Below are 20,773 nucleotides of genomic sequence, written 5' to 3'. Positions count from 1 at the left end.
GCCCTTGAAAATGTCCATGACCACAGCGGCTTTGCGCTTGGCGGTCCAGCGTTTGACGGTGGGTTCGTTGCTCATTTCGTCCTCCTGATGGCTGCACTATAGCCTGTGCAGCTCTGGAGGGAGGCACTTCAACAGCCCACGCCGTCTAACAGCCTAGGAGTGGTCAGCATGCCTCGCTTCAAGCCTTATAAGCATGTTTGCACACTCTCCAGCTTCACTGTTTCATCGGAAAGTAGAAGAATGGGCCCGCAGTGTACGAGATTTCGTAAGTAACAGGACAGGTTTTTTAGCTGCAAGCCACCCTTAAAAAGCCGCTGTTGTGAGCAAGCTATGCGTAAAATGATTTAAGCCGGTGCGGAGTACCTACTCTTATGGTTGGTCTGTAAGGCGCTTGGAAAACCCATGTTCGGACAGCCATTCGTCATTGTAAATCTTTGACACATACTTTGTGCCGCTGTCTGGCAAAACTGTGACGATTGTCGCCGGTGGAGTTAGCTGTTTTGCAAGTTGCATACAACCCCACACATTTGCCCCAGAGCTTCCTCCACATAAGAGGCCCTCCTTTGAAGCTAGTTGGTGGCAGGTTGAGAATGCATCATGGTCGGTAAACTGCATGACATTAGTGATGACGGAGAAATCCATGCATTTGGCTAAATGGTCTTCTCCTACACCTTCGACATAATAGGAACTTACCTCTTTCTCATTGATTACGCCGTCATGAAAATAGCGGTAGTAGATTGAGCCGACTGGATCGAGAAGTATTGCCTGGATCTCAGGGTTCTTTGATTGCAAGTATCTGGCTGTTCCGGAAATGGTTCCCCCTGTACTTCCCGACGCAACAAATGCTGTTATGGAATCACCTAAGCTAGACCAGATTTCCGGCCCTGTGGTTTGGTAGTGCGCATCTGCGTTTAGAGGGTTATCATACTGATTTAACATGAAGGCCCCAGGTGTTTCGTCCCTTATTCTACGTGCCGTGGTGACATAGTGATCTGGAGAGTCTGGGTTTGATGTAGTAGGGCAAACCACGATTTCTGCCCCCAAGGCGAGAAAAGTATCCTGTTTTTCTCGACTGACTTTATCTGGCATAGTCAGAACTACATGATATCCCCGCGCACAAGCAAGCATGGCGATTGCCGCCCCAGTGTTGCCTGATGTGTTCTCTACAATTGTTGCTCCTGGGTGTAGCTCTCCACTCATCTCGGCCCGACTTAGTATGAACTGCACCATTCTGTCTTTGATGCTTCCTCCTGGGTTTAGAAACTCTAGCTTTGCGAAGAGCTTGACACCGTCAGGAAGTCCTAGGTTCGTTAATTCGATCAGGGGAGTATTTCCAATAGTATTTTGTAGACTGTTTTTCATGGCGTCCTCCTGGCTAACATTTCACTGAATCAAGAACTGCTACGGTGTGCCCGATTTCGATACCGTTATTCATCGCTCCTAGAGCTTCTTGGGCTGTCATTACATGAGGTGATAGAGCATGTTCAATTGCACGTGCCTGTGCACCCGCTGTGACATGTTCAACTGAGCGAAACATTTCTTCGAGATCTTCAATAGGGTAGAACTGGAATGGGCCAAAACCTTCACGCTCCCATTGCGCATAACCAGTAATTACCTCCTCTGGCTCCGATTGTCGCTTCCAGGTGAATATCAGAATTTCGCATGAATAGCCATATTCTTCGCCAAGTCGTCCGATGACCTCCAAAGGGATTCGTCCTCCAATTGAGGAGAGTATACGGCCGCCATTTCTAAGTAAGGGAAACGCCTGCTCTAGCGCCAAATAGTGAAGTGTGATCAGGTGGCGACTAACGAAGTCTGGAATTTTTTCTGAACGATTGGCGATAAACGTAGAGCTTATCTGACCATCCTTCAGGTTGTCTTTTGGATTAATTGGAATATTGGGTAGATTTTCACAAATAAGGTCCAATGAGAAATTCTCTCCTTTGAGCGGATAGAGTAGATCACCAACCCCTGAAAAGATTGTCAATCTACTGGCTTTATCCGTGTTCTGTAGAATATTCTGCCGTGCCAGCGTGACGACATCATCATGCAAATCGGTAATAATGATGTTCCGTGCGTTGAGGATTTCGATAGCAGCAAGGGCATCGAGTCCTGTTCCAGTGCCGATTGTGCAGAAGTCCCTCACTTCTGTGCCGGTTTGCTTAAGGGCTAAAAATGCAGGTACGGCTACACTGGCCACCCAATCGCTTCGTGGATCGCTTACTTTTGGGAGGTAGCTGCGCTCGGTTAAATAAATAGTTGCATTTCTCTGAATTCTTAATGTGTTTCTTAACCCGAATAGAGCTGCTATGTCGATCTGAACTTCTTCGCTGGATATGAGATTGTTGCTGCTTAACATTGCTTTTCCCTCCATCTTTCTTGGGTGGACAGGATCAGTCCAATCACAATTAGTCCTGCTCCGATGAAATCCGTAGAGTGAAGTGATTCCCCCAATATCAAGTAGGCAAGCAGAACGCCAAAAAATGGGTTGAGCAGGTGGTAAGCCGATGCCGTCGCAGCCCCGCTAATACGGATCAGCACCAGCCAGAGGCTCATTCCACCGACGGTGACGATGAGTACCAAATGTGCAACGGCAATCATGCTATTGGTGGAAGGGGTAGCAAGCGGCTGTCCGAAAACCAATGCCAAGGGGAGCAGTACAGTAGCTCCAGCAGTGGATTGCCAGAAATTGGCCTGCAGGACGGGGAGGTTCGTTCCTCGGCCCTTGAAGAATACAGTGCCACATGCAAAGGCTAGCATTCCTGCGGTCGCCATCAGGATTCCCCAGGGATCGACAGTCATTCCACTGGCCACCCCTGAGATGACTACCACACCTGCCAATCCTAACGCCGCTCCCAGTAGCTTCATTAGTGAAAGTGCTTCTACTCCCCACCATGCAGACAACAGGCCCGTAGCAAGTGGTGCGCAGCTCACAATGACGATAACGAGCTGAGGCCTAATGGTTTGCAATGCGGCAAAGCTCAGTCCAAGGTAAAGCGCGTTGTTAAGAACGCCAAGCAGCAACCCATGCTGGATAGCAATACGGTTTCCGATGTATCCGCCGCTAGCAAGACAGAAGGGTAGCATCAGTAGCGCACTCAATAAGAAGCGAATAGTGAGGAGAGTGAAAGGATCAAAATCATCGAGGGCAATCGCACCCGCGATGAACGCTGAACTCCACACCATGCTGAAAATCATGACTAGGACAGCTAACATCACATTGTTCACGAAACCTCCAACCTGGTGGCCTTCACCTTCTCTTCATTATTTGAAATCATGATGGATGGAGCACGAATAGATTGGAAATTAGTAGTTCGGTTGCCATAATTAGTTGAGCTTATTTTGAGTCGGGAAAGGCTATGTGATTGGCACTGTCCTTCGGAAGTATTCATAGCTAGCATTACAATCAGGAGATGTAGAACGGCTTTAGTGAAAAGGCGGCTTCATGCCGGGCGATCCAGCGAAAGCCATGTTCCTGTAACAAGCTAGCGATGATCTATAAGTAACAGCGCGGAGTAGTTACATGTTCGATACTCAACCATCACCTCTGGGTGATAGACGTGTCACCCTTGAGCACCTTCGGGCTTTCGTGCTGCTAGCCGAAGGCATGGGGTTTCAGCAGGCAGGACTCCAGCTGTATCGCAGTCAGTCTGCCGTCACACAAAGTCTCAAACGTCTAGAAGAGATACTAGACTGTAAATTGCTAGAGCGCCGCCAAGGCCATATAATGGGCTTAACGGAAGATGGCGAAAGATTTCTACCAGCTGCCAAAGAGATCCTCATACGGACGTCTGAGGCCTTGAGTGCTATGAAGCAGCCGGAAATCTCTGGTCGCTTGCTGGTCGGTGTTCCGGACGACTTCAAGGTTGCAGATCTACATGGTGCCATATCTCGGTGTGCGGAGCTGAATCGCAAGCTGCGCCTAGAGGTCATTTCTGCACTTTCCTCGCAACTACTCTATCAGATTGAAAATAGTGGACTTGATCTTATCATTCTAAAGTGCTTAGAGAATTTCGTACCAAGCGATAATCGCTGGAAGATGCACTCATTGCGGAGAGAGCCACTATACTGGGTGGCTGCACAGCAGTACGGATTTGATAGCATGACGGAAGTACCTCTTGTGATCTTTCCTGATGGATGTTGCTATAGAAACGCGGCGCTCACAGCGCTGGATAAAGCAGGAAAGAATGCTTACGGTGCGTATGTAAGTGCGTCCTACGAGAATATACGTGCTGCAGTATCGGCTGGCCTCGGTATCGGTGTTCTTCCTGCAAGTGCGCTTGCGGAGGATCATATCATTCTTGGAGACGAAGAGGGATTTCCAGAATTACCGATGGTCGAGCTCGTTATGATTCAGGCAACACATAAGTATGCAACCAAGCAGCTGGCGGAATTCCTCTCTCGCTCAGCCTTTACACGACACACCATGGCTTCCATAGGGCGAGGTGAGATCGCCTGACTCAGTACGAATACTGCCACAACGTGGAGTCGACATCGGGAATGAGGTGCAGATCCCTGCATTTGTTTTCGTGACGACATGTTGCGCCTACCCGTGCACGCCTACACAGTGATCTTGCCCAGCAACAGTGGACACCCCGTTAAGGTAGTACCCTGAACGAGGTGACCCCATGGCAAGGCAAGCAACGTCGATGACAAAGAAGACCCGTACCCGTTACTCCCAGGCCTACAAAGCCGAGGCCCTGGCACTCGCTGACCGTGTTGGAGCCAGTGCCGCAGCTCGTGAGCTGGGTCTTCAACCTAGCCAGCTCTATCAATGGCGAGCCAAGGCTCAGCAGCAGCAGAGTGTCTCGGCTCGTGATCGGCCATGTTGGTGACCAGCAGCAGCTTGCCATCCATCATCCTGGCGCGATCCAGTGCACGCTGATCCAGCACATAGTTGAACGTCTCGGTCGTTAGGTCGACCTTCAGGATATGCCCGAGGTGAGCGTCAGTGACGGCCTTGTAGAACCTGGCGGTAACGCCGGCATCGGAGAGCTTTCTGCCGCGGTAGCGACGCCCGGCATCCTGGTTATCCAGCTTCTCGAACCACTGGCGAGCATCGGCCTGCAGTGCCTCGATCTTCTGATCGCGTGCCGCCGTCTGCGCCTTGGCGACCTCCGGCCTGTGCGCCACGATCAGCCCGATGATCCTGCCATGCCATCTCGCCGTAAGCTTCGCGATCGGCGTCCTGGCAGTGCGTCTGATGAAACACCTTCAGCAGGTGCTTGACAGAAATGTTAGCTGGTCAACTTTGATGCTTTGACGTCATGGTGCTACAATGTCTTGACGTCGCGAGGTTTGGAGGAGCTCATGAGCGAGACATCGAAGCGTTCTACGGTTTATTTTGACCCTCAGTTACACGCTGCGCTGCGGCTGAAGGCTGCGCATACGCATCGTTCCTTATCGGATATCGTCAACGATGCCGTTCGTGCGGCATTAGCTGAGGATCAGGAAGATTTGGCGGCGTTCGAGGAACGGATTGCTGAGCCAACAATGAGCTATGAGGCTTTGCTGGACGATTTGAAGGCTCATGGCAAACTATAAGCTTGTGTTCAAGAAATCTGTCTCGAAAGATCTTCGTCCAATCCCCAACAAAGACGTTGCCCGCATTCTGCAGCGCATGGAGGAGCTGCAGGAGAATCCCCGTCCAGTCGGGAGTGAAAAGCTTTCAGGGCAAGAGCGCTACCGAATCCGGCAGGGTGTGTACAGAATCATATATGAAGTGGCAGATGAGCTCGTTGTCGTAACGGTCGTGAAGATTGGTCATCGCAAGCATGCCTACAAGCGCAGCTAGCTAGGTATTGAGTTCGTTACCACGTTATCGAGCGTTTCACCCATGGCGAGTGGTCCTCATGAATTCTGAGAGCCACTCGCCATTTTCGTTTCAGGCTTAGCCTAGACCTGGTCGCGGCGGTGCTGGCAGCGTCCCCCGGCCCAGGTTTCCAGAATGCTGCGGTCGTCGCCGAGCATCATCAGGGCGAACAGCCGCTCGCCGAGGGTTTTGCAACGTGCGTGACGGCGCCCAAGCAGCGGGGAGCCATCGGGGTCGATGACGACGAAGTCGGCTTCCATGCCGGGGGCGAGGCGACCGATCTTGTCGTCCAGCGAGAGCGCCTTGGCGTTGCCAAGGGTGAGGCCGTAGAGGCCTTGCCAGGCGGTTAGCGGTTGGCCGCGCAGTTGGCCTACCTGATAGCCGGCCTTGAGCGTGGCGAGGCCGGAGAGGTCGGTGCCGCCGCCGACGTCGCTGGCGTAGGTGATGTTGAGGCCGACCTCGCGTGCCGCCAGGCGGTCGAACAGGCCGCTGCCGAGGAACATGTTGGAGCTGGGGCAGAAGGCGATGTTGGCGCCGCGCTCGGCCAGCCTGCCACGCATCTCCTGGTCGAGGTGGATGCCGTGGGCGAAGGTGCTGCGCGGGCCGACCAGCCCGGACTGCTCGTAGACTTCGAGGTAGTCGCGGCTCTCGGGGAACAGTTCGGCCACCCAGTCGAGCTCGCCGGGGTTCTCGGAGAGGTGGGTCTGTAGCCACAGGCTCGGGTCGTTGCGTAGCAGTGCGCCGGTGGCGTCGAGCTGCTTGCGGGTGGAGGTCGGCGCGAAACGCGGGGTCAGGCTGTAGCCCAGGCGCCCTCTGCCGTGCCACTCGCCGATCAGGCGTTCGGTGTCGCGAATGCCGCCGTAGGTGTCGTCGCACAGCGCCTCGGGGGCGTTGCGATCCATCAGCACCTTGCCGGCCAGCATGCGTAAATCACGCTCGCGGCAGGCCGAGAAGAAGGCTTCCACCGAGGTGGGGTGGCTGGAGCAGAACACCTGGGCGGTGGTGGTGCCGACCCGCAGCATCTCGTCGAGGAAGGCATTGGAGATCACCTCGGCCCGCTCGCGCTGGGCGAAGCTGCACTCTTCGGGGAAGGTATATTCGTTCAGCCAGTCCAGCAGCTGACGCCCGTAGGAGGCCATGATCTCCAACTGCACGTAGTGCACGTGGCTGTCGATGAAGCCGGGCATCACCAGCTTGCCGCGATGATCCACCGTCTCGATGCCTTCGGGCAGGCGTGGCGCCAACGCTGCGTAGTCGTCGATGGCCTTGATGCGGCCGTTCTCCAGCCACAGCGCGCCGTCGGCGTAGTGGCGCACGCTGCCTTCGGCGGGGCTGTCGCCTTCGCCGGGATCGGCATCGAAGCTCAGCAGTTCGGCGCGTATTATGCGGGATTCGTTGATCGTCATATCTGGGGCTCGTTGATTGCAGTCATCGGGCTGTTCCGGCCACAGGAGGCCATCGGGGAGGCGCTGTGAACCCGTCCCTGGGCGCTACCTTCGCCATCCATGGCGAAGGACCTCCCCTTTGGCCTGTCCCCGGCGCCCCTCAAGTAATCAGTTGAAAAGAGCACGCAGCACGGCCGGCGCCAGGCCGCGTTGATCGGCGCGCTCGGCATTGCCCACCATCGGCAGCAGTTCGGCCAGGGCGGCGATGGCGATGGCGTAGGGCGTCTTGTCGCCGCCTCGGATCGGTTCGCCATCCGGGCCTCTGGCCAGTCCGATGGGGCAGCGCACCCGGGCCAGGGCCGTGTCGTCGTGGCCGGCATCGGTAAGCCGCGAACGGAAGCTGGCCCACTTGCTCTTGGAGCCGATCAGGCCGATGGAGGCGATGTCGTCCCGCTGGAGCAGGGCGTCGACCAGGGCGCGATCCTCGGCGTGGTCGTGGGTCAGCACCAGCGCGTGGCTGCCTGCCGGCAGCGCCGCCACGGCAGCATGCGGGTCCGGGGCGTGATGGCAGGCCAGGCGCGACTGCTCCTTGCTCCAGGCGGGGAATACGCCCTCACGGCTGTCGTGCCACAGCACGCGCCAGGGCAACGGGGCGGCCAGGCGTACCAGCTCGTTGCCGACGTGGCCGGCACCGAAGACGGCCAGCGTGGCCGCGCTGCCGGGGAACACCTCCAGCAGCACGTTGACGAAGCCGCCGCAGCATTGGCCGCTGCGCCCGCCCAGGGCGAAGGCTTCGAGGCTCATGCCGGCTTCGCCCCGCGTCAGCTTCTCGCGGGCGGCGTCGATCACCTGGAACTCGAAGGTGCCGCCACCCAGGGTGTCGAACACTTCGCTCTCGCTGATCACCATACGCGCGCCGGGCTCGCGGGGTGTGGAGCCGGCGCTGGTCACCACCGTGGCCAGCGCGTGGGGCAGCCCCTCGAGCTGCAGCCGGTGCAGCGCTTCGTGCCAGGGTGTGGGCCGTGGCGCGTTCATTACGGCGCGCCTCGTTCCAGTTGCGCGCTGTCGTAGCGGCTGCGCAGCTCCTCGGCGGCCAGCAGTACCCGCTCCGGGGTGGCCGGGGTGTCGAGTCGTGGGGCTTCGGCGTAGTCTGCCAGGCTAGCCAGGGCATCGCGCAGCGCTGACCACACCGCCATGCCGAGCATGAAGGGCGGCTCGCCCACCGCCTTGGAGCGGTAGATGCTAGCCATGGAGTTGGGGTGGCCCTCCATCAGCTTGACGTTGAACACCGGCGGCAGATCGCCGTAGGTCGGGATCTTGTAGGTGGCGGGGCCGTCGGAGATCAGCCGGCCGGCCTCGTTCCACTTCAGCTCCTCGCTGGTCAGCCAGCCCATGCCCTGAATGAAGCCGCCCTCCACCTGGCCGATGTCGATGGCCGGGTTCAGCGAGTCGCCCACGTCGTGTAGGATGTCGACCCGCTCGACCTGGTACTCGCCGGTCAGGGTGTCGACGCTGACCTCGGCCACGGCGGCGCCGAAGGCGTAGTAGTAGAAGGGGCGGCCCTGGCCGGTGTTGCGGTCGTAGTGGATCAGCGGCGTGGCGTAGAAGCCTTTCTCGGAGAGCGAGATGCGGTTGAGATAGGCCGCCTGGACCAGCTCGCCCCAGGGAATGCGGCGCTCGCTCTCGCCGTGGCCCGCCACCAAGTGGCCGGCTTCCAGGCGCATCTCTTCGCGGTCGAGGCCTTGATCCTTGTAGAGATGCTCGTGGGCGAAGTCGAACAGGCGCTGCTTGAGCTTCACGCAGGCATCGCGGGCGGCCTGGCCGTTGAGGTCGGCGCCGCTGGAGGCCGCGGTGGGCGAGGTGTTGGGCACCTTGTCGGTACGGGTGGCGGTGATGCGCACCTCGTCGGTATCCAGCCCCAGCTCACGGGCCACCACCTGACAGATCTTGGTGTGCAGGCCCTGGCCCATCTCGGTGCCGCCGTGATTGATCATCACGCTGCCGTCGGTATAGACGTGCAGCAGGGCGCCGGCCTGGTTGAGGTGCTTGGCGGTGAAGGAGATGCCGAACTTCACCGGCGTGAGCGCCAGGCCGCGCTTGATGATCGGACTCTCGGCGTTGAACTCGGTGATGGCACGCCGCCGTGCCCAGTACTCGCTGCTGGTTTCCAACTGCTCGACCAGCTCGCGCAGCAGCTTGATCTGATCCACCTGCTGGCCGTAGTGGGTGGTCTGGCGGCCGGGGCGGTAGAAGTTGCGCTTGCGCACCGTGAGCGGATCTTCGCCGATGCGCCGGGCGATATCGTCCATCGCCGCCTCGATCACCATCATGCCCTGGGGGCCGCCGAAGCCGCGGAAGGCGGTGTTGGAGGCGGTGTGGGTGCGGGCGCGGTGGCCTGTCACCCGGGCTTCGCCCAGGGAGTAGGCGTTGTCGCTGTGGAACATGGCGCGGTCGACGATGGCGTCCGAGAGGTCGGGGGAGTAGCCGCAGTCGCCGATCACGGTGATCTCGCCGCCCTGGATCACGCCCTGCTCATCCACGCCGAGACGGTAGCGGTTGTGGAACGGGTGGCGCTTGCCGGTGACGCGCATGTCGTCGGCGCGGGGCAGGCGCACGCGAGTGGTGCGGCCGGTGCGCCGGGCGATCAGCGCGGCGATGCAGGCCCAGGGTGAGGCCTGGGTCTCCTTGCCGCCGAAGCCGCCGCCCATGCGGCGTACTTCCACGGTCACGGCGTGGAAGGGGATGCCCAGCACCTCGGCCACCAGCTTCTGGGTCTCGCTGGGGTGCTGGTTGGAGGTGTGGACGATCACGCCTTCGTCTTCGGTGGGCTGCACCAGGCAGGCCTGACCTTCCAGATAGAAGTGCTCCTGACCGCCGACGAACTGCTCCGCCTCGACCACGTGGGCGGCGTTGGCCAGGGCCTGTTCCCAATCGCCGCTCTGCTGCACGTGGGTGGGGCGCACGAACTCGCCGCGCTCGGTAGCGGCCACCGGATCGAGGCAGGCCGGCTGCTCGTCGATCTCGGCGATGCCCTGGGCCAGGGCGGTGTTCACCGCTTCGCGGGCGGCGCGATGGCTCTCGGCGGCGACGGCGAACAGTACCTGACCGACGTAGCTGATCTCATCCTCGACGAAGATCGGATCCCCTGGGAACACGGGGCCGATATCGGTGTGGCCGGGCACGTCATGGAAGCCGACCACGTCGACCACGCCGGGCATGGCGCGCACCTTGTCCAGATCGAGCCGGGTCAGGCGGCCATGGGCGACGGGCGAGAGCGCCAGTGCCACGTGCAGGGCATCGGCCGGCGCCTTGATATCGTCGATATAGGCGGCGCGGCCGGTCACGTGCTTGATCGCGCTCTCATGGGCGCGAGAGTGCGGATGCGTGCCCGGGGAGACGGTATCCCGCGCCAGCGGGCTGGCGCCCTTGATCTCGCCCCTGAGTTCCTCGCGCGCCACAGCGGAGTCCGCGCTCATGTCGGCGGTGGCGTCTTTATTCACCTCAGGCGCGGCACCGGGCGCCTTGGAAAGCTTAGTGAGCGTACGCATGGAGCATCACCTCCCGGGGGCTGTCGGTGTCGGCCTGGGCGATCACAAGACGCAGGCGCTCGAGCAGGTTGGCGGCGGAGAGCCGGCGGTAGTGAGCGCTGCCGCGCACGTCGCTCATGGGCTGGAAATCGTTCGACAGGGCCTCGCGGGCCGCCTGGAAGGTCGCCAGGTCCGGTGCCTTGCCTTCCAGGGCGGCTTCCGCATTGGCGGCCCGCTTGGGGATCGCCGCCATGCCGCCGTAGGCGAGCCGCACGTCGCGCATCACGCCGTTCTTCAGGCGGTAGGCGAAGGCGCCCAGCACCGCTGAGATGTCGTCCTCACGGCGTTTGGACAGTTTCCACACCTTGAGAGTTTGGTCCGCCTCGGGGCGCGGCAGGAAGATCGCGCGAATGGCTTCGCCCTCGCGTAGTGCGGTGCGCTTGTAGTCGAGGAAGAAGTCGTCCAGCGGCAGTTCGCGCTCGCCTTCGGGACCCACCAGCCGCAGACGCGAGCCCAGCGCCAGCAGCACCGGCGGGGTGTCGCCGATGGGCGAGGCGTTGGCGACGTTGCCGCCCAGGGTGCCGCGGTTGCGCACCTGCTGGGAGCCGAGGCGGTGCAGCAGGTGGGCGAAGGCGTCGTAGTGCTCTTCCAGCAGCGGCTCGAGGCGCGAGTAGGTGACGGCGGCGCCGATCCACCAGCCGCTGCGGCCATCTTCCAGCGTGGCCTCGTCGATGGCATTGAGCTCGGCGACCCGGGTTACGTCGATCACGCGCTCGAAGCGCGCCAGGCGCTGGGTCGATTCGAGCCACAGGTCGGTGGCGCCAGCAACGAGCCGCGCCTTGGGGTGCCGCTTCAGGCAGTCGGTGAGTGCCGCAAGCGTGGTGGGCTGCAGGAAGGCGGTGTCGTTGTCGGCCGCCTTCGCCTCATTCTTGGTTTCCGCGGCAGCGTCGAGCCACAAGGGGCGATTCTCGGGATGCTGGTTCATGCTCAGAGCGGCATCGCGGATCGGGCGATAACCGGTGCAGCGGCACAGGTTGCCGCCCAGTGCGGCCTCCAGGCGCTGGGGAGTCAACGGGGCCGGTGCTTGGCGTTGCTGTTCGTGCAGGGTGAACAGCGACATGACGATACCCGGGGTGCAGAAGCCGCATTGGCTGCCGTGGCACGCGACCATGGCCGCCTGGGCCGGATGCAGCGCGTCGCCGTGGGCGAGGCCCTCTACGGTGACCAGATAACGGCCATTGAGCTGGTGGGCAGGGGTAATGCAGGCATTGGCGCTGTGGTAGCGCATCTCGCCGTCAGGGCCGGGTTCGCCGATAGCTACCGTGCACGCACCGCAGTCGCCCGAGGCGCAGCCCTCCTTGGTGCCCGTGACACCCAGCGTTTCGCGCAACAACTCGAGCACGCTGGTTTCGGGAGAGGCCTCGCTCCGGCACGGCTGTCCGTTGAGCATGAAGTCGATCATCGCCTTGTCTCTTGTTTAGGACTCTTTGTTAAGAACGCTTGTTAAAGGCTCTTGTTAGGGACTCTTCCAAGAATTTGTAACGGTCTCTTATTGACTATTGACCTTGTGTCCGTCTTGCAGGTTCTGACCAAGTGGTCAGGATATTGTCAGCATGGGCCAGGATGTCGCACTTTGCAAGAGCCAGTGGCGCCGATGGTCTCATTTGCAGGAACTGCCGCGGTGGGGCACTCTCTTGCTTTGTCTCACCACCTCACGAAGGGCAGGGCCTTTGGATGACAGACGTGACCGAACCCGAGTCCATGCTGCGCTCGCGGCAGGGCAGCGAGAGCAATGGCGCTACCCGTGAGCGCAACGAACGTGAAATTCTCGAGGCTGCCGAGCGGGTCTTCGCCCAGTACGGTTACCGTGGCGCCAGCGTACAGGCCATCGCCGAGGAGGCGGGGCTGCCCAAGTCCAACGTGCTCTACTACATGGGCAACAAGCGGGGCCTCTACGTGCGGCTGCTGGAGCGCATGATGGCGCGCTGGAATGCCCTGCTCGACGACATCAGCGTGGAGGACGACCCCGCAGAGGTGCTCGAAGCGTTCATTCGCAGCAAGATGCAGCTCTCCCGTCAGCACCCGGAAGGGTCGCGGCTGTTCGCCGCGGAGATACTTGGCGGTGCGCCTTTCCTGCAGGGCTATCTGCGTGGCGAGTTGCGCCAGTGGGTGCAGACCCGGGCGCGAATCTTCGAGCAGTGGGAAGAGCGGGGCCTGATGGACCCGGTCGATCCGGTATGGTTGATCTTCCTGATCTGGTCGGCCACCCAGCACTACGCCGACTTCGAGGCTCAGGTGCTGGGCATTACCGGCAAGGACGAGATCAGCGATGCCGACGTCGAGCGCATTACTCGGTTCCTGACCCAGGTGATCCTCAAGGGGTGTGGGGTGAGGCCTCCCTCGGCAACGCCAGGCTGATCGCCACCGTGGCCACCAGCATGGCGCTCGATACCCACAGCGTGGCGGTGAGGCCGCCGGTCATGTAGAGCCAGCCGGAGAGCAGGGTGCCGATCAGTCGGCCCATGGCGTTGGCCATGTAGTAGAAGCCCACGTCCAGCGAGACCCCGTCCGAGCGCGCCATGCGCACGATCAGGAAGCTATGCAGGCTGGAGTTCACCGCAAACACCGCGCCGAACAGCAACAGCCCGCCCAGCAATACCACGTGCGGTTGCCACTCCCACTGAAGACCGAGCGCGATCAATGCCGGTAGCGCCGCCAGTGCCGCGGCCCAAGCGATGGCGGCGCCGCGTCCCGCCGTGCGCCCGGTGATGCGTGGCGCCACCGCCTGCAGTGCCCCGTAGCCGATCACCCACAGCGCCAGGAAACCGCCGACTCGCCAATGGTCCCAGCCGAACTGGGTAGCGAGGAACACCGGCAGCGCCACCACGAACCACACGTCGCGGGCGCCGAACAGAAACATTCGCGCCGCCGAGAGAATGTTGATTGCCCGGCTCTTGGAGAGGATCTCGCGGAATTTGGGCTTGGCCTTGGCTCGCCCCAGGTCGGCGTCGAGGCGGACGAGCGAGAGGCAGAGCACGCCGATGAGCATCAGCGCCATGGCCAGTATCGCGCCCTGGAAGCCGATCAGCGTGAGCAGCAGCCCGCCGATAAAGAAGCCCACTCCCTTGAGTGCGTTCTTCGAGCCGGTGAGCAGCGCCACCCAGCGGTAGAGTGAGGTGTGTCCCTCGTCGCCCGTCGGTACCAGGCCCTTAATCGCGCTCTTGGCGCTCATCTTGTTGAGGTCCTTGGCGATGCCCGAGAGTGCCTGGGCCGCCATTACCCAGGGCACCGTGAGCCAGGCCGTGGGAAGGAGCAGCATGGCCAGGGCGACGATCTGCAAGCCCAGCCCCAGGTTCATGGTGCGGTTGAGCCCCAGCCGCGCGCCCAGCCAGCCGCCCACCAGGTTGGTCACTACGCCGAAGAACTCGTAGAACAGGAACAGCAGCGCGACTTCCAGCGCTGAATAGCCGAGCTGGTGGAAGTAGAGCACCACCAGCATGCGCAGGGCGCCGTCGGTGAGCGTGAAGCCCCAGTAGTTGCCGGTCACCAGCAAATATTGGCGAACCTCGCGGGGCAGAGCGGCAACGCGGGCGATCATCTTCCGCCGCTCTCCACCCCGGTGGCTTTCCCCACCTTGGCGGCCAGTTCCACGGTGCGACAGGCGTAGCCGTATTCGTTGTCGTACCAGGCGTAGAGCTTCACCTGGGTGCCGGCCACCACCATGGTGGAGAGGGCGTCGACGATGGAGCTGCGCGGGTCGCTGCGATAGTCGATGGAGACCAGCGGGCGCTCCTCATAGCCCAGGATGCCAGCCAGTTCGCCCTCGGCGGCCTGCTTGAGCAGCGCATTGACCTCCTCGACCGTGGTTTCGCGCGCCACCTCGAACACCATGTCGGTGAGCGAGGCGTTGGCCAGCGGCACACGCACGGCGTGGCCGTTCAGCTTACCCTCGAGTTCAGGGAAGATGGCAGTGATCGCCTTGGCCGAGCCGGTGGTGGTCGGGATCAGGCTCATGCCGCAGGCCCGGGCCCGGCGCAAATCCTTGTGCGGGCTATCCAGAATCACCTGGGTATTGGTGATGTCGTGAATGGTGGTCATCGAGCCGTGGCGGATGCCGAGCTGCTCGTGGATCACCTTGACCACCGGCGCCAGGCAGTTGGTGGTGCAGCTCGCCGCGGTGACGATGCGGTGGCTGGCGGGGTCGAAGAGGTGGTCGTTCACCCCCATCACCACGTTGAGCACGCCTTCTTCCTTCACCGGTGCGCTGACCACCACGCGCTTCACGCCCTGGTCCAGGTAGCCCTGGAGCTTGGTGGTGCTCTTCATCTTGCCCGAGCACTCGATCACCACGTCGCAGTCGGACCAGTCGGTATCGGCGATCTCGCGGTTGGCGCTGAAGGCGATGCGCTTGCCGGATACCACGATGGCGTCTTCGGTCGACGTGATATCATCGCCGCCGCCGCTCCACTGGCCGTGTACCGAGTCGAATTGCAGCAGGTGGGCGAAAGTGGCGGCATCGCCGCCCGGGTCGTTGATGCGCACGAACTCGAGGTCCGGGTTGGTCCAGCCGGCACGCAGCGCCAGGCGGCCAATACGGCCGAAGCCGTTGATGCCGATGAGTAGGGTCATGAGGTGTCCTGTGGCTTGGCAGAAACATATGGCAAATCGTATATGAGGCGAGATGACAATTCGATGACGCTAGCCGGCGAACTGCCTATCGATGCCCAACTGCCGGCGATCCGCCAGGCGTTGGCCGCGCACTCCCGAGTGCTGCTCGTCGCCGAACCCGGGGCGGGCAAGACCACTCGGGTGCCGTTGGCGTTGCTGAACGAGGCCTGGTGTTTGGGTGAGTGTGGCAAAGGCCGCCTGCTGCTGCTGGAGCCGCGTCGGGTGGCCGCTCGCTTGGCCGCCGGCTTCATGGCGGAAAGCCTGGGCGAAGGAATAGGCGAGACCGTTGGCTACCGCATGCGCGGCGAGAGCCGGGTGGGGTCCAACACGCGGCTCGAGGTGGTCACCCAAGGGGTGCTGACGCGCATGCTGCAGGACGATCCGTTGCTCGAAGGGGTGAGCGGCATCGTCTTCGACGAGTTTCACGAGCGCAGCCTGGAGGCCGACCTGGGGCTGGCCCTGGCGCTTGATGCCCAGTCGGTGCGTGACGACCTGCGTCTGCTGGTGATGTCGGCCACCCTTGACGTCGAGGCTTTGCTTGGTGTGCTCGGCGAAGCCACGCCGCTGCTCAAGAGCCAGGGGCGCAGCTTCCCGGTGGAGACCCGCTATCGTCCACTCAGCACTCATATCAATTCCAGGGACGACGCCGCAGGCCAACAGGCCAAGGCGATAGGGGAAGCCCTTGCCCTGAGCGAAGGCGATGCTCTGGTGTTCCTGCCCGGCGTGGCCGAGATCCGCCGCCTGGCGCATGAGCTGGCGAGCCGCCAGCCCGAACTGGCGGTGCGCGAACTGCACGGGCGGTTGCCCCTCGAAGAGCAGCGCCGCGCCTTGAAGCCCGAGCCTGACGGCCAGCGGCGCGTGGTGCTCTCCACCGCTATCGCCGAATCCAGCGTCACGGTGGATGGCGTACGCATCGTCGTCGATGCCGGCCAGGAGCGGGTACCGGTGTTCCAGCCGCGCAGCGGGCTCAGCCGGCTGGAGACTCGCCGTGTCAATCGCGCCAGCGCCGATCAGCGTCGCGGCCGGGCCGGGCGTCAGGGACCGGGGCTTTGCCTGCGACTGTGGGCCGAGGAGCAGCCGCTGCCGGCTCACGGCGAGCCGGAAATGCTGCAGGCCGATCTCGCCCCGCTGGCCTTCGAGCTGGCCCGCTGGGGCATCGTCGATCCGGCCGGGCTGGCCTGGATCACGCCGCCGCCCGCCGGGGCGCTGGCCGCGGGGCGGCGTCTGCTGCAGCGGCTCGGCCTGATGGACGAAGGCTTCCTGCTCACCGAGCTGGGCCGTGCCTGCGTGCGTTGGCCCACCCATCCGCGCCTGGCAGCGATGCTGGCGCGTGCCGGCGAACTCGACGCCGTGCCGCTGTCCTGTGCCCTGGTGGCGGCGCTTGAAGGGCGCGATCTCGACGGCGAACAGGACCTGGAGCGCACGCTTCAGGCTCGTCTGGCGCAGCCCGCTGCTCACCGTCAATGGCAGCGTGAGGCCCAGCGCCTGGCCCGCATTGGCGGTGTGCGCCTGGAGGTCTCGAGTTTGGCCCCGCTGGGGGAGCTGCTGGCGCTGGCCTATCCGGACCGGGTGGCGCAGCGTATCCATCACGACACCGGGCCGGGTCGCTTCCGCCTGGCGTCCGGTGGCTTGGCGACCCTGCCAGAGCGGCATCCGCTGGCCCATGCCGAGCTGCTGGTGGCCGCCGATCTCGACGGCCAGGCCAGCGGCGCGCGAATCTTTCGTGGCGTGGCTATCGAGCGACCGCGGCTCGAGGCGCTGTTTCCCGAAACGCGAGAATGGCGGGCGAGCCTGGAGTGGTCGGAGGAGCAGGGGCGCCTGATCGGCGAGCAGGTTCGCGGCCTGGGAGCGGTAGTGCTCGAGCGCAAGCCGCTTTCGTCGCTGCCGCCGGAGGCAGTGCGTCAAGCGCTGCTCGATGCGCTGCGCCGGCGCGGCGAGCTGCCCTTCGACCACAGCGCCGAGCAGCTGCGTGGCAGGGTGGCGCTATTGCGCCAGGAGCTGGGCTCTCGTTGTGATGATGAGCAGAATTGGCCCAACTGGTCGCTGCCGGCGCTGCTCGATGATCTCGACGCCTGGCTGGGGCCGCACCTAGACGGTGCCAGAAGCCTCGACACGGTGACACGGCTGCCGCTGGGCCGCTTGCTGTTGGATAGCCTTGACTGGTCGCTACGCAGCCGCCTCGATGTGCTGGCGCCGGAGCGCCTCGAAGTGCCCAGCGGCTCGCAGATACGCCTCGACTACACGCCGTGCCTGGAGGGGCGGGCGCCGGTGCTGGCGGTGAAGCTGCAGGAGACCTTCGGCTGGCAGGAGTCGCCGCGAATCGCCGAGGGGCGGGTGGCGGTGCTGCTGCACCTGCTCTCGCCAGCACGGCGTCCGCTGCAGGTTACGGCGGATCTCGCCAGCTTCTGGGCCAACGGCTACCCCGAGGTACGCCGCGAGATGCGCGGCCGTTACCCCAAGCACCCCTGGCCGGAGGATCCCACCACCGCCGAGGCTACCGCCCGCACCAAGCGACGCTCCTGATCAATTGGCGGCAGGAGCGGTCGCGACGCGATCGCTTTCCGTGTGTGTCTGACGTCGACGCAGCACCCACTTCTCGGCCTCCACGATCAGGTAGACGGCGATACTGGCGACGAGGATCGCCCCCCAATGGCTCAACGTGAGGCCCTCGATGCCGAACACCAATTGCATGAAGGGCAGGTAGGTCCAGCCCAGCTGCACCACGACGACCAGCGCGATCGCCAGCAGCACCGGGCGGCTGCCGAACAGGCCTGACAGTGAGAGTGTATTGTTGAGCAGGTAGCGGCTGTTGATGAGATAGGCGATCTCCCCGGCCACCAGCATGTTCACCGCTCCACTGCGGGCTTGTTCGGCGCTGCCGCCCTGGCCGTACAGGATCCAACTGAAGATGGCGAACACGCACACGACCAGCAGTATCGAGACGAAGATGACCCGCCACAGCATGAACAAGTCGAGCAATGGCGCATGAGGATCGCGGGGCTTGCGCTCCATCACGTTGTCCTCGGCATGCTCGAATACCAGGGCGATACCCAGGGTGACGGCCGTGATCATGTTGACCCACAGCACCTGAAGGCCGGTGATCGGCAGGGTGATGCCGGCGAGAATGGCAAGAAGAATGGCCAGGCTCTCGGCACCGTTGGTCGGCAAAATGAAGGTGGTGGTCTTGCGGATATTATCGTAGACCTTGCGACCTTCGCCCACCGCAGCCACGATCGTGGCGAAATTGTCGTCGGTGAGCACCATCTCGGCGGCTTCCTTGGCCGCCTCGGTACCCTGGACACCCATGGCCACGCCGACATCGGCGCGTTTGAGCGCCGGCCCGTCGTTGACTCCGTCGCCGGTCATCGCGCAGATGCCGCCGCGCGCCTGCATGGCCTGCACCAGGCGCAGCTTGTGCTCGGGGGCGGCGCGGGCATAGACGTCGACCTCGGTGATCTCCCGCTCCAGCTCCTCATCGCCCATGGCCTCGATCTCATGGCCGCTCAGGGCGCGCTCCGTCCGTGCAAAGCCCAGCTGATCGGCGATGGCGGTGGCCGTGACGGCGTGATCTCCCGTCACCATCACGGGGCGGATCCCGGCCTTCTGGCAGTTGGCGACCGCTTCGATGGCGGCTTCCCGTGGGGGATCGAGCAGACCCACCAGGCCGAGCAGGGTCAAGCCGTGTTCGACATCGTCGTCCTCGAGTTCACCCGAGACGTCTCCGGCTTCCTTTTCGGCCAGGGCCAGCACGCGCAGACCGCGTGACGAGAGCTCGTGTATTCGCTCTTCCCAGGCGTCGCGGTCGAGTTCGGTGTCGCCATCCGTGCCGCGCTCCTTTTCGCACATGTCGAGCAGGCGATCCGGCGCGCCCTTGAGCAGCAGGCGCTTGCCCTCCAGGTCGTTGAGGGTGGCCATGTACTTGCGCTCGGAATCGAAGGGAATCTCGTCCTCGCGAGGGTGCTCGTCATTGAGGTCGTGAGTGTCGAACCCCGCCTTGGCGGCAGCGACGACCAGCGCGCCTTCGGTAGGGTCGCCTGCTATCGACCACGCCTCGTCTTCGTGGCATGGCTCGGCGTCGTTGCACAGCGCGCCCACTTGAAGGAAATGGGTGAGGGCGGGGTAGTCCTCCGGTGAGATTTCCTCGCCGTAGTCCTCCTCTTCGCCATGCCGTTCCTCTTTACCGTGCCGCTCCTGCTCGTCGTGCTCGCCCGACGTGCCGTTTCGCGGGGCAAGATGGAACTTGCCCTCCGGGGCGAAGCCGATGCCGGAGAGACGAAATTCACCCTCGGGCAGCCAGATGGCCTGGGCCGTCATTTCGTTGCGGGTGAGGGTGCCGGTCTTGTCGGAGAAGATGGTCGAGATCGAACCCAGCGTTTCCACCGCGGGCAGACGGCGCACGATGGCGTTCTTGTTGGCCATCGACTGCACGCCCAAGGCCAGTGAGATGGTGACGATGGCTGGCAGCCCTTCGGGAATGGCCGCCACGGCAAGCCCGACGCCGGCCATGAACATGTCGGCCCAGGGCTGGTCATGCATCAGTACGCCGAAGGCGCCGGTCAGAAACGCGGCGCCAACGATACAGAAGGCGAGGATGCGTCCCGCCCGGTCGAGCTGTTGTACCAATGGTGTCTGGAGCTGCTCGACACCGCGCAGCATTTCCGAAATGCGCCCGATCTCGGTATGCGAACCGGTCTGCACCACGACCCCCGTGGCGGTGCCCTTGGCCACGATGGTGCCGGCGAACAGCATCGAACTCCGCTCGGCGAGATCGGCCTCTTCGTCGACGGCCTCATCGGACTTGTCTACCGGGGTGGATTCGCCGGTCAGGGCGGCTTCCTCGGCCTCGAGGCGATTGCTATCGAGCAGGCGGATGTCGGCGGGGACACGGTCGCCGCCTTCGACCCTTACGATATCGCCGGGAACCAGCTCTTCGGCATCGATCTCGCTCTGATGACCATCTCGCAGCGCCTTGGCCTTGGGCGAGAGCATGTCGCGAATGCTGTCCAGCGCCTTCTCGGCCTTGCCCTCCTGGATGAAGCCGATCAGGGCGATGATGATCACCACGCCCAGAATCGCCGAGGCGTCGAGAAACTTGCCGAGAAACAGGCTGGCGACCGCCGCTACGATCAGGATCAGCATCAGCACGTTGTTGAACTGACCCAGCAGCCGGCGCCACCACGGCGTTCCCTCATCCTGCTGGAGCCGGTTGGGGCCGTACCGTTCTAGCCGCTCTCGCGCATCGTCGGCGCCAAGGCCGTCCTGGCTGGCATCGAGGCGCTCCAGTGCCTCCTGTCCCGACATGGCATGCCAGGGAGTCCGTTCTTCCTCGTCACGTGCAGTCATCCTTGATCTCCTGAGGCTCGGGTTCCTTCCGGTGCCTA

15 protein-coding genes and 2 pseudogenes are annotated in these 20,773 nt (G+C 62.4%); 6 read left to right on the top strand and 11 right to left on the bottom strand.

The window, feature by feature from the left end:
• Positions 1-369 precede the first annotated feature (369 nt).
• From HOP51_RS03760 to HOP51_RS03750, 3 genes are read right to left on the bottom strand one after another with little or no spacing between them, the layout of a single operon-like run.
• Positions 370-1,362 carry a PLP-dependent cysteine synthase family protein gene (locus HOP51_RS03760; RefSeq protein WP_234272603.1) on the bottom strand — a complete coding sequence of 331 codons (993 nt, stop codon included), beginning with the start codon at positions 1,360-1,362 and terminating at the stop codon, positions 370-372.
• Between the two features lie 13 nt (positions 1,363-1,375).
• Positions 1,376-2,359, bottom strand: coding sequence for a class I SAM-dependent methyltransferase (locus HOP51_RS03755; protein WP_234272602.1), 984 nt, complete (start codon positions 2,357-2,359; stop codon positions 1,376-1,378).
• Positions 2,353-3,228 carry a DMT family transporter gene (locus tag HOP51_RS03750; RefSeq protein ID WP_234272601.1) on the bottom strand — a complete coding sequence of 292 codons (876 nt, stop codon included), beginning with the start codon at positions 3,226-3,228 and terminating at the stop codon, positions 2,353-2,355. The genes HOP51_RS03755 and HOP51_RS03750 overlap by 7 nt, the downstream gene beginning before the upstream one ends.
• Before the next feature lie 295 nt (positions 3,229-3,523).
• On the opposite strand from HOP51_RS03750, the gene HOP51_RS03745 reads away from it, so the two are divergent.
• Positions 3,524-4,459, top strand: coding sequence for a LysR substrate-binding domain-containing protein (locus tag HOP51_RS03745; RefSeq protein ID WP_234272600.1), 936 nt, complete (start codon positions 3,524-3,526; stop codon positions 4,457-4,459).
• Positions 4,460-4,628: 169 nt separating this feature from the next.
• Positions 4,629-4,823 (top strand): annotated as a pseudogene (locus HOP51_RS03740) (transposase); the annotation flags it as partial.
• Here the strand turns inward: HOP51_RS03740 and HOP51_RS03735 are convergent.
• Positions 4,807-5,221 (bottom strand): annotated as a pseudogene (locus tag HOP51_RS03735) (IS1634 family transposase); the annotation flags it as partial. The pseudogenes HOP51_RS03740 and HOP51_RS03735 sit on opposite strands and share 17 nt — an antisense overlap.
• An 89-nt stretch (positions 5,222-5,310) precedes the next feature.
• Here HOP51_RS03735 and HOP51_RS03730 point away from each other — a divergent pair.
• A complete protein-coding gene (locus HOP51_RS03730; protein ID WP_234272598.1) occupies positions 5,311-5,544 on the top strand; it encodes a hypothetical protein in 234 nt (77 codons plus the stop codon).
• Positions 5,531-5,794: a type II toxin-antitoxin system RelE family toxin gene (locus HOP51_RS03725; RefSeq protein WP_234272597.1), complete on the top strand. Its 264-nt coding sequence runs from the start codon at positions 5,531-5,533 to the stop codon at positions 5,792-5,794. The genes HOP51_RS03730 and HOP51_RS03725 overlap by 14 nt, the downstream gene beginning before the upstream one ends.
• 101 nt (positions 5,795-5,895) lie before the next feature.
• Here HOP51_RS03725 and guaD read toward each other — a convergent pair whose 3' ends face one another.
• From guaD to xdhA, 4 genes are all read right to left on the bottom strand, one after another.
• Complete coding sequence (gene guaD / locus HOP51_RS03720) at positions 5,896-7,218, bottom strand: guanine deaminase (protein WP_234272596.1); 1,323 nt, start codon at positions 7,216-7,218, stop codon at positions 5,896-5,898.
• Between the two features lie 147 nt (positions 7,219-7,365).
• Entirely contained in the window at positions 7,366-8,232 is an 867-nt protein-coding gene (gene xdhC, locus HOP51_RS03715; protein WP_234272594.1) for a xanthine dehydrogenase accessory protein XdhC, read from the bottom strand.
• Entirely contained in the window at positions 8,232-10,745 is a 2,514-nt protein-coding gene (gene xdhB / locus HOP51_RS03710; RefSeq protein ID WP_407061773.1) for a xanthine dehydrogenase molybdopterin binding subunit, read from the bottom strand. Before xdhB ends, xdhC begins: the two co-directional genes overlap by 1 nt.
• Positions 10,729-12,186: a xanthine dehydrogenase small subunit gene (xdhA, locus tag HOP51_RS03705; RefSeq protein ID WP_234272593.1), complete on the bottom strand. Its 1,458-nt coding sequence runs from the start codon at positions 12,184-12,186 to the stop codon at positions 10,729-10,731. The genes xdhB and xdhA overlap by 17 nt, the downstream gene beginning before the upstream one ends.
• 272 nt (positions 12,187-12,458) lie before the next feature.
• Here xdhA and HOP51_RS03700 point away from each other — a divergent pair, with 272 nt between their 5' ends.
• Positions 12,459-13,142 carry a TetR/AcrR family transcriptional regulator gene (locus HOP51_RS03700; protein WP_407061772.1) on the top strand — a complete coding sequence of 228 codons (684 nt, stop codon included), beginning with the start codon at positions 12,459-12,461 and terminating at the stop codon, positions 13,140-13,142.
• Here HOP51_RS03700 and arsJ read toward each other — a convergent pair.
• Together arsJ and HOP51_RS03690 are read right to left on the bottom strand one after the other, a co-directional pair.
• Positions 13,099-14,322, bottom strand: coding sequence for an organoarsenical effux MFS transporter ArsJ (gene arsJ / locus HOP51_RS03695; RefSeq protein WP_234272590.1), 1,224 nt, complete (start codon positions 14,320-14,322; stop codon positions 13,099-13,101). The genes HOP51_RS03700 and arsJ overlap by 44 nt on opposite strands.
• Positions 14,319-15,353 carry an ArsJ-associated glyceraldehyde-3-phosphate dehydrogenase gene (locus tag HOP51_RS03690; protein WP_234272589.1) on the bottom strand — a complete coding sequence of 345 codons (1,035 nt, stop codon included), beginning with the start codon at positions 15,351-15,353 and terminating at the stop codon, positions 14,319-14,321. The genes arsJ and HOP51_RS03690 overlap by 4 nt, the downstream gene beginning before the upstream one ends.
• A 63-nt stretch (positions 15,354-15,416) precedes the next feature.
• Here HOP51_RS03690 and hrpB point away from each other — a divergent pair, with 63 nt between their 5' ends.
• The gene (hrpB, locus tag HOP51_RS03685; protein ID WP_234272588.1) at positions 15,417-17,915 is read left to right on the top strand and encodes an ATP-dependent helicase HrpB; all 2,499 of its coding nucleotides are present in this window, start codon (positions 15,417-15,419) and stop codon (positions 17,913-17,915) included.
• On the opposite strand, the gene HOP51_RS03680 is transcribed toward hrpB, so the two are convergent.
• On the bottom strand, positions 17,916-20,735 hold the full coding sequence (locus HOP51_RS03680) for a cation-translocating P-type ATPase (protein ID WP_234272587.1): 2,820 nt from the start codon (positions 20,733-20,735) through the stop codon (positions 17,916-17,918).
• Between the last annotated feature and the right edge of the window lie 38 nt (positions 20,736-20,773).

Origin of the sequence: Billgrantia zhangzhouensis, from assembly GCF_021404465.1 — a bacterium.
Classification (GTDB): Bacteria; Pseudomonadota; Gammaproteobacteria; order Pseudomonadales; family Halomonadaceae; genus Halomonas; species Halomonas zhangzhouensis.
This window is presented reverse-complemented; position numbering and strand designations above follow the sequence as displayed.